Raw genomic sequence first — 13,382 nt, forward strand, 5'->3', positions numbered from 1 at the left:
CTAACTATTAAAAAACATAAAATGAAAACAAGTAAAATAGTATTAGGATTGGTTTTTGGACTAGCTTTAACAGCACAAACTAATGCACAAGGATTGTTAGATGGTTTTACTCCAAAAAAAGGTGATTTATCTGTAACAGCTTCTTATACCTCTAGTAATTATGAAAAATTTTACGCAGGAAAAACTAAAATGGATGCAGTGCCTGCACATAATGAAATTGATCAAAACATATACAGTTTATACGCAAAATACGGTATTACAAACAAATTATCTGTTGTTTTAAATGCACCTTACATTTCTGCAGAAGGAAATGGTATTGCAGATCCTTTTAACGGAACTAGTAAACAAGATGGTTTTCAGGATATTTCTGTTGGATTAAAATATAATGCGTATACTTTTGATTTTGATAAATTAAATTTAGATGTTATAACGGGTTTAAGTGTTGATATTCCTACAGGTTATGAAGCAAACGGAATTTTATCTCTTGGTAATAATACATTTTCTACGAACCTAACTGCTGGTTTACATTTACAAAATAATGATGGTCTTTTTGCTACTTTTTTAAATTCTTACCAATTTAAAGGAGATGCAGATAATACTTCTGGTGGAGCTGATTTTGATGTACCAAATGCTTATTATGCAACAACTAAAATAGGATATGCAAGTTCTTTTATTTATGTAGAAGGTTGGTTAGATTATTTAGCTTCAACTGATGGTGTAGATATTAGTGATGCTACTTTTGGAGGAAATTTTCCTGAAACTAAAGTAGAATACACAAGATTAGGTGCAACTATTTATAAAAACATTATTCCAGAATTAGGAGCTAGCGTAGGTTTTAGTAGCGTAATTGACGGTCGTAATATCGGTAAATCGACTAACTTTTCTGTTGGATTAACTTACAACCTTAACATATAGGTTTCTTTTAATACCATTAAAAAAGCTCGTAATTTCTTACGAGCTTTTTTATTTTAAACTATTTTATAACTTTTAAAGTTCTTTTTTTTACTGATAAATCAAGTACTTACTTCGAACTTCTTTAAATGCATCTAAATCTTTCTCCCAAGTTTTTCTGATGTCAGTTTCAGAGATCCCTTTTTCTATTTGTTGTTGCAGCTTTTTTGTACCTGCTAGTTTTGTAAAGAAATTATTAAAAAACTCATTAGAAGTATTCTGTTTGTAAGCTTCTATTAAAAAAGACAAGTCTAATTTATTAAGCTTTTCTGCTTCTTGTAAATTCTCTCCATAACATAATGTGTTTTTATATTTTGGATATTTTGCACCTTCATTTGCTTGTGGAATAAAAGTAAAATCGCTTTTTACTAAATACGGAGAACCATAAATTTGGAACTGCATTTCTGTTCCTCTTCCTGCAGAAACATTCGTTCCTTCGAAAAAGCACAAACTAGCATAGAGATTTATACTTTTATCATTTGGTAAATTTGGTGACGGTTTTATCGGTAAACTATACTCCGTTTGATGATTGTAATTATCTACAGGTATTACTGTTAAATCACACTTAATTCCGTTTTTAAGCCATTTTTCACCATTTATCATTTTTCCATATTCGCCAATAGTCATTCCATAAACTACAGGAACTTTATGCATTCCCACAAAAGATGTATGCTCTAGTTCTAAAACAGGACCGTCTATATAATATGCATTCGGGTTTGGTCTGTCTAACAAAATCACTTGGATTCTTTGTTCTGCGCAAGCTTCCATTACATAATGTAAAGAAGAAATATAGGTGTAAAAACGAGCACCTACATCTTGAATATCAAAAACTACAACGTCAATTCCTTTTAATTGTGCTGCAGACGGTTTTTTATTTTTACCATAAAGCGATATAATTGGTAAACCTGTTTTGGTGTCAAATCCATCTTTTACAACCTCGCCAGCATCTGCTTTCCCTCTAAAACCGTGTTCTGGTGCAAAAACTTTTTTTACATTTATTCCATTATAGTTATGTAAATAATCTACCAAATGATGCGTAACTTTTTTAGACCCCATAACATTAGGCGCTACTTCCGCTCTCTGAATAACAGACAATACAGAAGTTTGGTTTGCAACAATTGCTACATTTTTACCTTTTAATAAACTGAGATACAAATGGGTACTTTCTGCACCTACTTTAACAGTTTCCTGTTCTCTCTTACTCCCTACTTTTAAACCTGTACTTTTAATTGATGTAATTTGAGCATAACAAATCAGCTGAAAATTCAGCATTAGAAATAAGAATAAATATGTACTTTTGAAAGGTTTAAAATCTATCATCAATTTGAATTACGAGTTATTTATTGCAAAACGCATTATTGCCGGTAAAAAGTATAAAAATAGCATATCATCTCCAATAATAAAAATTGCAATCACAGCAATTGCATTGGGGATTATTATTATGCTCATTTCTGTTGCAACTGGTGCTGGCTTGCAATATAAAATTCGTGATAAAATGGCTGGTTTTAAAGGCCATGTTCAAATTATTAATTACGATGCTAATAATTCTGATGTTTCAACAGTTCCTATTGATAAAAACCAAGATTTTTATCCGAAGTTTAAAAATGTAGATGGAATTAAAAACATTCAAGTTTTTGCTAATAAAGCTGGAATTTTAAGAACAGAAACAGAATTTGAAGGCATTATTTTTAAAGGAGTTTCTACAGATTACGATTGGACTTTTTTTACCGAGTATTTAGTTGAAGGTAGAACCCCAAACTTTAATCAAGATAGAACCAAAGAAGTTTTATTATCTCAAACAATAATGAATCGTTTACAGTTGAAATTAAACGATACTGTTTTAGCTACTTTTATAAAAACCTCTACTAGTAAGCTACCATCAAACAGAAAATACACCATAGTAGGAATCTATAATTCTGGTTTTGCTGAATTTGATAAAAGCATGATGATTGGTGACATCAGAGAAGTCCAAAATCTAAATAAATGGACAGATAATGAGGTTGGAGGCTTTGAAATTATTTTAGATAGTTTTGATAAAATTGAAGAAAAAGGAGAAGAAATTTACAGTAATATTGGTGCAACTTTAAACAGTAAAACTATTTTAGACAGTTACCCAGCTGTATTTGAATGGATTGAACTTTTTGATAATAATGTGTGGTTTATTATTGCCATTATGATCTTAGTTGCAGGCATAAATATGATTACTGCCCTACTCGTTTTAATTTTAGAACGCGTACAAATGATTGGTATTTTAAAAGCCTTAGGAAGCACGAATACAAGCATCCGAAAAATATTTTTATACAACGCCTCTTACCTTATTTTAAAAGGGCTTTTTTGGGGAAACATTATTGGTTTATCTATCCTTTTTATACAATATTACTTTGAGCTAATTACATTAAATCCAGAGACCTATTATGTAACTACAATGCCTGTTTACATCTCTCTAAAAGCTATTTTATTACTAAATATTGGCACGTTAATTATGTCTTTTTTAATGCTGATTATTCCATCATATATAATTACTAAAATTCAGCCTTCTAAATCTATAAAGTTTGCTTAAATCTCTTTTTTAAAACAATATTCTTTATTTAATTTGTTTTTTAAAATTTCACAACGCTTTAATTAAATGATAATTACGGTATACTTATTTAAAATTTAAATAAGGCAAAGAGAAAAACAATAATACTTATAAATAAGTATTATTGTTTTTCTCTTTTATAAAAGATTTATACAATAAGAGTAGCACTTTTAATCCCTGTAAATCATTCCATTATATTTAATTCTAAACTAGGAAGCAACATCTCTTTCATTAGATGTTTAATTTGTTGCACTTAAATTTATTAACTAAAGCTATCTTTAGATCTAATTTGTAAAGCTTCCCCTAGTTTCAAGTTAAAGTTGATTACATTTATAATTAAATAATAACATTCCAAAAATAGATTATCTAACTACCTATTATTTAGATAAAAAAAACGGATTTTTATTAAAACATCCTCCAAATAAATAAAAAATCAACTTGAAATAATTAGGTTTAAAAATGTAATATTACAGTAACTATTAAATTATTAGTTTATGAAAAAACTCTTGGTTTTAATACTATTTTTGTCTTCCATAATTAACTATGCACAAAAATCTTATAAAGAATTTCAGTTTGTAAATATTAAGGAAGGCATACCTAAAGTGGGCGTCTCATCTATTGTACAAGACAACCAAGGGTTTATTTGGATTGGTACTACTGGAACTGGTTTATATAAATTTGATGGTATAGATTATACTCCTTATAAATTTGATTTTGAAAACACTCATTCTTTAAGCAATAATTTAGTACAATGTCTTTTTTTAGACAGTAAAAATAGACTGTGGTGCGGAACAGAAAATGGATTAAATTTATATGATAGAGATTTAGATCATTTTAAAAAAGTACAATTAAATACTAATCTTAACTATAAAGAAAATGTATTAGCTTTAGAAGAAGATGCTACAGGTAATTTGTTAGTAGGAACGGACAGAAAAGGTCTTTACAAATTAGATATTAATACACTTTTAACAGAAAGAATTTTAAATAAAAAATCTCCAGATTTATCAATTACTAGTATAAAACACACAAAGCAAGGCAAAACTTTTGTAGGTACAAACCTTGGTTTAAAAGAAATTGATTTTATACATAATAAACTAATTAATACTAGAGTTTTTGCAGGTGATGAAAAATCTATAAATCACTCAATTTCTAACCTGTATATAGATACAAAAGATAATTTATGGATTGGCTTTGAAAGAGAAAATGGTATCTACAAATGTGACCTTACTAATGATAGAAATAACAATATAATACGTTTAAATAAATTTGATATTACATCGAAAAAAATCATGAAAATAATTCAATTATCAGATAGTACATTGATGATTGGAACAGAGAATGATGGTCTTTTTCATTTAGAAGAGAATGGCGATATTATTAAAAATTATGTTTCAAATAAAACAGAAGAAAACAGTATTTTACATAACTCTATTTGGGAACTTTTTATAGATAAGAATGATAGAATTTGGATGGGTTACTTTAACAGTGGTGTTGCCGTTAGCGATAAACTCTATGATAAATTTAAAGATATAAAAAGCTTACCTAATAAAAATAATTCGTTAACAATACCCTCTGTTTCAAGTGTTGTAAAAGACAAAACTGGTAATTTATGGATCTCTACAGATGGCGGTGGTATTGATATTTACAACCCTATAAACGCTAAAATAACTCATATCAATAAAGAAAATAACACTGTTTATTCGGGACTTAATTCTAATTACATTGTGAGTTTGTTTTTAGATTCTAAAAATAATTTATGGGCAGGAAGTTGGGATAGTGGTATTTATCTTTTAAAAAATGGATCTAAAAAATTCATAAATTTTAGTAAACATAATGCTGTAAAAAACTTTAAAGCAAATACGGTAAGAAGTTTTTCGGAGGATTCTAAAGGGACCATTTGGATTGCTACTTTTTTTGAAGGACTACACTCCTACACCCCTACTACAAACACCTTTACAAAATTTAATTCTGAAGAATTTGTAGCTCATAAATCTTTATGCAATAAACTTATGGTAGTTTTTGTAGATTCAGAAGATGTTATTTGGGTAGGAACTCCCGATGGTTTGTTTAGAATAACAAGATTAGAAAATAACACCTTTAATGTTGTTTCTCTAAAAACTAGAATGCAAAAAGAATATGGGCACTTATCTGACGTCAGTCATATTTTAAGTATTTATGAATCTTCTAAAAATGAAATTTGGATTGGAACAAGAGGAGCAGGACTTTGTAGGTACAATAAAAAAGAAGACACCTATACATGGTATAATAAATCTAAAGGTTTTGAGGAAGAAAATATCGCTGCAATCATAGAAGATAATGATAAAAATATTTGGGTTAGCGGTAATTCTGGTCTTACAAAAATTAACATAGAAGAAGAAAATTTCACTAATTATACATCAAATGACGGTTTACTTTCTAATGATTTTAATTTTGGAGCAGTTTTAAAAGATGAAAAAGGTATTTTGTATTTTGGTAATTTTAAGGGGTTAGATTATTTTAATCCAAAAGAAATAGCCACAAATGCTAGCTTGCCTTCTCTACATTTTACAGATTTTAAATTGTTTAATGAAAAAGTAATTCCTCTTACTGAAAACTCTCCATTAGAAAAAGTTATTTCAGAGACAAAAAACATTCAACTTTCACACACCCAATCTGTATTTACCATTGAATATACTGGCTTGAACTATACAAGACCAGAAAAAAATAATTATGCTTATTATTTAGAAGGTTATGAAAATACATGGAATTACGTTGGACATAAAAGAAATGCGACCTATACAAATTTAGATCATGGAGATTATATTTTTAAACTCAAAGCCTCTAATAATGACGGTGTTTGGAGTAACATTCCATTAGAATTAAATATTACCATTCTTCCACCTTGGTGGAAAACCAATTGGGCAATATTAGGTTATATTATACTGTTTTTATTATGCATTTATTTACTAAACAGCTTAACTCAACAAAGAATAAAAGAAAAAGAAATATTAAAAAATGAACGTTTAGCACAAACTCAAAATGACGAATTGAATCAAAAGAAACTTCAATTTTTTACAAATATTTCTCATGAGTTTAGAACACCGTTAACACTAATTATAAACCCTATTAAAGATATTATTAGCAACAAAGAATTAGACCTACCACAAAGTGTTAAAAATAAACATGCAATCATCTACAAAAACACAAACAGACTTTACAGATTGATAAATGAGTTAATGGATATTAGAAAATTAGAGCATAATAAGATGAAAATTAGAGCCTCTAAAATTAATTTAATTGAGTTTTCTAAAAACATTGCGAACTATTTTCAAGAAGAAACAACCAATAAAAACATTTTATTGAGTGTAGATTCTGATGTACCAGATTTAAGTGTTTGGGCTGATGAAAAGATGTTAGAAAAAATCATATTCAACCTCTTATCTAATGCCATAAAGGCAACTCCAAAAGGAGGTGCTATAAATATTGATTTATTTTCTAATCACAAACGATACCTTTTACCTTTAATTGATAAAAAGCAACCGGTGGAAGTAATTGAAATAGTAATTTCTGATACTGGAACAGGATTAAACGAACAAGAAGTTGAAAAAATATTTGAACGCTTTTATCAAGTAGAAGACCAAAACAAAACCTATATCGGTGGAACCGGAATTGGTTTAGAAGTAGTAAAAAGTTTTGTATACCTCCATAAAGGAGATATCAATGTAGAAAGTAAAGTAGGTTCTGGCACCACATTCAAAATACTATTACCAACTGGTAATGCTCATTATACAAAAGATCAAATTATATATGAAAATGAGAAGAAAGTAAATATAAAAGAACAATTCTTATTAATTACCCCAGAAGACACAGAAATCCCAACTACAGAAGCATCTAAACTAACTAAAACTAAGACCATTTTAATTGTTGAAGATAATATAGAATTACTAGATTATTTAAAAGTAGAATTAAGTAAAGAATACAAGGTTTTTGTTGCTGGTAATGGTAAAGAAGGCGTTAAAATGGCAAAAGAAACCTTACCAGACGCAATTATTACAGATGTTGTAATGCCAGAAATGGATGGGTTTGAATTTTGTAAAACAATAAAAACAGATGCCTCTACAAGCCATATTCCTGTAATGATGTTAACTGCAAGAACAACCATAGAGAATAGAATTGAAGGTATAGAAAATGGTGCTGATGCTTACATGATAAAACCATTCGATTTAAAATTATTAAAACTTCGTTTGTCACAATTAATAACAAGTAGACAATTAATTTTCGATAAATTTTTTGGAGCAATAAGTGGTGCTGATGAAAAAATAAACTCTAACTCAATTGATAAAGAATTTATACAAAAACTATTAGAATATATAAATAACAATATTTCAGATTCTAACTTAAGTGTAGAGGAGTTGGCATCACAATTAAAACTAAGCAGGAGTCAATTATACAGAAAAATAAAAGCTATAACAGGTCAGACTGTAAATGAGTTTATTAGAAAAATAAGATTAGAAAGAGCCAAACAAATTTTAGACTCTGGTAGAGGTAATATTAGTGAAGCTTGTTTTAGTGTTGGCTTTTCTTCTCCCTCTTATTTTTCTAAATGCTTTAAGGCTCACTTTGGAATCTTACCTTCTGAAATAGAAATTAAAAAAGAAACTAATTAACACTATTAAAACACTTTACATCTTAAAAAAGATCCTTTTTAAGTGTACTTTATTTCTCAATAAAATAGTGCTATAAAACAATTGTTGCGCCAAATGAATTAAATGTAGCATACGTGTTAAATAAAGGTTAAATAGCTACAATTGTTTTAAAAGCTGTTTTTTTTGTGATACAAAATATTGATTTGTTCTTATAAATTTGAAGAGTACGACAATGTTTATGGAACAGAAAAAGTTTAAAAATAAAATATTTTATGAGGTACTATTAGTAATTATTATGTTATTACTATTGGTAGTATTACTTAATTTATAACACTATTTTTTAGTTGCTACATTGTTTATCAAAACAAGTATTTTAATTAACCAATTAATATGAATGATGATAAAATTTAAAGTCACGATTATTGCATGCCTAATGTTATGTATGCAGAATGTTTTTTCGCAAAGCAAGACAATTACTGGTCAGGTAACGGATTCCGCAGGAAACACTTTACCAGGAGTATCAGTTGTAATTAAGGGAACTATTAAAGGTACAAATGCAGATTTTGAGGGAAATTACTCAATAGCCGATGTTTCTCCAAACAATGAGTTAGTTTTTTCTTATTTAGGGATGAATTCTCAAACAATTCTTGTTGGAACTAGTACAAAAATAGATGTAATTTTACAAGATAACCTAGAGTCTTTAGACGAGATTGTAGTTGTTGGGTATGGTAGTAAGAAAAAGAGTTTAGTTACTGGAGCAATTTCTAGTATCGATTCTAAACAAATTAAAAGTTCTTCTAATCAAAGAGTAGAGTCTGTATTACAAGGTAGAACATCTGGTGTTACGGTATCGTCTTCTTCTGGTTCACCAGGTTCTGGAGCAAAAATAAGAATTCGTGGTGCGGGTTCTAGTGGTAATTCAGAGCCTTTATTTATAGTAGATGGTATGAAAGCATCATCTATTGCAGATATTGCTCCATCAGATATTGCAAATATCGAAATACTAAAAGATGCTGCTTCTGCTGCTATATATGGTACAGAAGGTGCTAACGGTGTGGTTATTATAACAACTAAAAGAGGACGAAAAGGAGGGTTACAAGTGACTTTTAATTCTCAAATAGGTGTTCAATTTTTAAAAACAGATATGGAGTTAATGAATGCTTCACAATTTGTTCAGTACATGAATGAAGCTGGATTAACAAGTGTAACAGACAATGGATATGATACAGATTGGATTGAAGAAACCTTCTCTCCTGCCCTTATGCACAGAAATGACATTAACCTATCTGGAGCCACAGAAAAATTTTCTTATTTTACTTCTGCCTCTCATTTAGATCAAGATGGTATTGTTGGCAATGGAAACTCTTCTTTTAAAAGATCTACTTTTAGAGTAAACTTAAAAGGTGATGTTGCTAAATGGTTAGAAGTAGGTGTTAACTCTACCTATTCATCTTCAGATAAGAGTGGGATTCAAGAAAATAGTGATACTAGAGGTGTAATTCAAAATATGCTTATTTTAGATCCACTAACACCTGTCACTTATGCTAACGGTTCCTTACCACAATCTGTTATAGACCGTTCTAACACAAATGGTGTTCCGGTATTAAAAGATGCAAATGGTAACGTTTATGGATACCCAAGTTACTCTACCGGAGAGGTTGTGAATCCTGTTGCCTATGCAAATAACATTAACAAAACTACTGTAGATGCTTATCAATTTTTAACCTCTGCTTATTTAAAATTTAAACCTTTTGAAGGCTTTTCTTTTACAACAAGATTAGGATATGACAAAAATCAATGGGACACAAGGAATATGATCAATCCATATTATGTTTCTTCAGAAGCATCTAACACAACGTATTCTGGTTCTCAAAACGTTGTAGAATCTAAAAGATGGTTATGGGAAAATTTTGCTTCTTACGAGAAAGCCTTGGGAAATCATAATTTTGTTTTATTAGCAGGGTATTCTGCAGAAGAAACAAGAGTAACAACACCCACTTCTAGAAGTGGATCTGCTTCTATTGCAGATTTTATTGGCTTTAATTTTGACTTACCAGAATTTAACACTCAAGTGAATCAAATAGATCCATCTCCAGATAATATGGTATCTATATTCGGTAGACTTTCTTATGATTATTTAGGAAAGTATTTATTTGAAGCTTCTATTAGAAGAGATAAATCAGATAAATTTCCAATAGCAAATAAAGCGGGTACTTTTCCTGCATTTTCCGCAGGTTGGGTAGCTTCAAACGAAGATTTCTGGAATAGAGAATCTAAAATAGATTATTTAAAGTTAAGAGCAAGTTGGGGGCAAAATGGAAGTAGAAGTAACTTAAATGGTAACTCAGATAAAACATATATTACCTCAATAATTAACGGACAAAATATTGATTATTTAGGAAATATAGGTGCTCAAATTACAGGATACTCAAACCTTAACTTAGTGTGGGAAACTTCAGAACAGTTAGATTTGGGAGTAGACTTAAGAGCGTTAGATAACAAGCTAACTTTCGCCGCAGATTATTACAAGAAAACAACTAGAGATGCTATTATTAACGACGGTTCTTTAATTACACCTGGTTCGGCAGGGTTTCTTTCTAATGAATTTAATTCTGGTACCATAGAAAATAAAGGCTTCGAATTTGAGTTAGGCTATGGAGATACTACACAAAGTGGACTTAGCTACAATATTAATGCAAACTTATCTACTCTACAAAACAAAGTAACAGAGATTCTATTTGTACCTGAAGGGACTTCTCTTGCAGGTGCAGGTGCTCCTCAAAACCCAGACGGAATTACAAGGTTTACAGAAGGGCAGCCTTCATGGTATTTCTATGGATACGAAACGAATGGAATTGATACTGCAACTGGTGAAGTTATAAAAGTAGACACCAATAAAGATGGAAGTATTACAAATGCTGATAAAACAAATATAGGATCACCGCATCCAGATGTTCTATTTGGAGGAAACATCAGTTTAGCGTATAAAGCGTTTGATTTTAACCTACAATTTCAAGGAACATTGGGTAATGATATTATTTCAACGTATCATCAACCGTCTAGACCAATTACCAACAAACCAGTACATTTCTTTAATGAAAGATGGACACAACCAGGTGTCGTAGCTTCCTACCCAGGAGCCGCAAATGTAATTGCCTCATATGACACAGATTTAATGGTAGAAGATGGCTCTTTTATGAGAATTAAACAAATTCAATTTGGATATTCTTTGCCAGAAAACACTATTGAAAGAATGCATATTAACAACTTAAGGTTTTACGTTTCTTTAGATGACTTTTTCACCTTTACAGGTTACAAAGGCTTAGATCCAGAAATTGGAAATTTCAACTATAATTCTATTGGTGTAGATAGAGGTTTTTACCCTACGGCAGCAAAAGTAGTATTCGGACTCTCTCTAGACTTTTAATAAAAAAACATACATATTATGAAAAAAACAATTTTAACAATTATTGGAGTTCTTTTTCTAGGGATTATATCTTGTAGCGAAGAATTTACAGAAAACCCAAGAATAAATGTTGATGATTTAGACACCTTTTTTCTTGAAGAGGAAAATGTAGAATCTGCTGTTATAGGCATCTATGATTTAATGCAATTTAATTATGCTGTAGACTGGAGTAGTGTCTTTTTAGTAAAACTACTTCCTGGAGACGATGCAAATGCTGCTGGAGGTAATGCAGACGATCAATCTCAACTGCAAGCTATAGATGATTATGTAGATGTATCTTCTTCTAATGCTTCGATAACTAGTATTTGGGATCTTTTTTACAGAACTATCTCATTATCAAACCTAGTAATAAACAACATTGCAGATAGTGATTTAAGTAACAAAGACAGAGCTTTAGCTGAAGCTAAGTTTATGAGAGCTTGGTGTTATTTTGAATTGACAACCATGTTTGGTGAAGTTCCTTTAAGATTAACAGTACCAGAAAAAGCTGAAGATTTTGGAATCGTAAAATCATCAAGAGCAGACATATATACCCAAATTGAACTAGATTTAATTGATGCTATTGCTGATTTACCCGGAAAAGGAGCGTCAGATAGTTTTAGAGCAACTAAAGAAACTGCAGAAGCATTAATGGGTAAAGTGCTCGTTTTTCAAGAAAAGTATAGCGAATCAATTCCATATTTTGAATCTGTAATTAATAATCCTGCTATCGATTTAGAAGCAAACCCCGCAGATGTTTGGAGCATTAATCATGAATTTGGAAAAGAATCATTATTCGAAATAGGATATATTTCTACAACTGCAAGAGATTGGGGTAACTTTGCTTGGGGAGGTAGAAATGAAAGTAATCTACACATTCAATTAATGGGACCAAGAGGAGACGGAATCTTTGATCTTACAGGTACAGACCTTATTAATGGATGGGGATTTAACTTACCGTCAGAAAAATTAATAAATGCTTTTGAAGATGCAGGAGACACAGACAGAAAAGCAGCAACTATTATGACAGAAGCTGAATTAATTGATGCAGGCGGAAGTGTAAATGCTTCACTAGCTACAGGAGGAGTAATTTGGGATTATGAAGGAGCTATAAGAATAAAATACGCAACAAAATCTGAAGACACAAGTGAAGACGGTATTAAAGAATTAAATTACAGCACTAATTTTAGGTTATTTAGATATGCAGAAGTTTTATTATTAGCTGCTGAAGCATATAATAAAGACGGGCAAGACTCTAAAGCAAGAACAGAATTAGATAAAGTTAGAAATAGAGCTGGTTTAAGTAATATTAATAGTAACACTAGTGGTACCGATTTATTTGATGCTATTGTCAATGAAAAATTCTTAGAATTAGCACATGAAGGTCAGCGTTTTTGGGATTTAGTGAGATGGGGAAAAGCAGCAACAGAATTGTCTGGCACAGGCTACACTTCTAAAAACGACCTATTCCCTATTCCTATTACAGAAATAGATAAAAACTCAGAATTAACAATTGCAGATCAGAACCCAGGATATTAACAATTAACAATTTTAGTCCCCCAATTTTATTCTAAGAAGAATAAGGCAGCATAAAAACTAATTTTATGCTGCTTTATTTATTAAAAAAACAAAACTTCAAGATCCTTTTTCTTCTGAAATTATCATATAAACTTCATATTATTCAATCAAAAATAATAGAGAACAAACCTTATTTTAGAAATATAATATACCTCTACCTAAAATAACTTTAAAGAGAGGTGATATTATATTAAATCTTTTTATG

6 protein-coding genes are annotated in these 13,382 nt (G+C 30.1%); 5 read left to right on the forward strand and 1 reads right to left on the reverse strand.

Annotated features, from left to right (window positions below; genetic code table 11):
* The first annotated feature begins 21 nt into the window (after positions 1 to 21).
* Positions 22 to 915, forward strand: a complete 894-nt coding sequence (locus H0I29_RS17695; RefSeq protein ID WP_218730833.1) for a transporter — start codon at positions 22 to 24, stop codon at positions 913 to 915.
* 87 nt (positions 916 to 1,002) lie between these two features.
* Here H0I29_RS17695 and H0I29_RS17700 read toward each other — a convergent pair whose 3' ends face one another.
* Positions 1,003 to 2,271 carry an exo-beta-N-acetylmuramidase NamZ domain-containing protein gene (locus H0I29_RS17700; RefSeq protein ID WP_218753788.1) on the reverse strand — a complete coding sequence of 423 codons (1,269 nt, stop codon included), beginning with the start codon at positions 2,269 to 2,271 and terminating at the stop codon, positions 1,003 to 1,005.
* Positions 2,272 to 2,275: 4 nt separating this feature from the next.
* Here H0I29_RS17700 and H0I29_RS17705 point away from each other — a divergent pair, with 4 nt between their 5' ends.
* From H0I29_RS17705 to H0I29_RS17720, 4 genes are all read left to right on the forward strand, one after another.
* Complete coding sequence (locus H0I29_RS17705; RefSeq protein WP_218755260.1) at positions 2,276 to 3,511, forward strand: ABC transporter permease; 1,236 nt, start codon at positions 2,276 to 2,278, stop codon at positions 3,509 to 3,511.
* Positions 3,512 to 4,023: 512 nt separating this feature from the next.
* Positions 4,024 to 8,175 (forward strand): hybrid sensor histidine kinase/response regulator transcription factor, encoded by a 4,152-nt coding sequence (locus tag H0I29_RS17710; RefSeq protein WP_218753790.1) that lies wholly within the window; start codon positions 4,024 to 4,026, stop codon positions 8,173 to 8,175.
* Between the two features lie 421 nt (positions 8,176 to 8,596).
* Entirely contained in the window at positions 8,597 to 11,581 is a 2,985-nt protein-coding gene (locus H0I29_RS17715) for a SusC/RagA family TonB-linked outer membrane protein (RefSeq protein ID WP_254712662.1), read from the forward strand.
* A gap of 18 nt (positions 11,582 to 11,599) precedes the next feature.
* The gene (locus H0I29_RS17720; protein ID WP_218753794.1) at positions 11,600 to 13,138 is read left to right on the forward strand and encodes a RagB/SusD family nutrient uptake outer membrane protein; all 1,539 of its coding nucleotides are present in this window, start codon (positions 11,600 to 11,602) and stop codon (positions 13,136 to 13,138) included.
* Positions 13,139 to 13,382: the final 244 nt, after the last annotated feature.

This window comes from Polaribacter sp. R2A056_3_33 (assembly GCF_019278485.1).
Taxonomy (GTDB): Bacteria; Bacteroidota; Bacteroidia; order Flavobacteriales; family Flavobacteriaceae; genus Polaribacter.

Coding starts and splice junctions, on each gene's coding strand:
- H0I29_RS17695 (WP_218730833.1), top strand. CDS start 22: ATGAAAACAAGTAAAATAGTATTAGGATTGGTTTTTGGACTAGCTTTA.
- H0I29_RS17700 (WP_218753788.1), bottom strand. CDS start 2,271: ATGATAGATTTTAAACCTTTCAAAAGTACATATTTATTCTTATTTCTA.
- H0I29_RS17710 (WP_218753790.1), top strand. CDS start 4,024: ATGAAAAAACTCTTGGTTTTAATACTATTTTTGTCTTCCATAATTAAC.
- H0I29_RS17715 (WP_254712662.1), top strand. CDS start 8,597: ATGCAGAATGTTTTTTCGCAAAGCAAGACAATTACTGGTCAGGTAACG.
- H0I29_RS17720 (WP_218753794.1), top strand. CDS start 11,600: ATGAAAAAAACAATTTTAACAATTATTGGAGTTCTTTTTCTAGGGATT.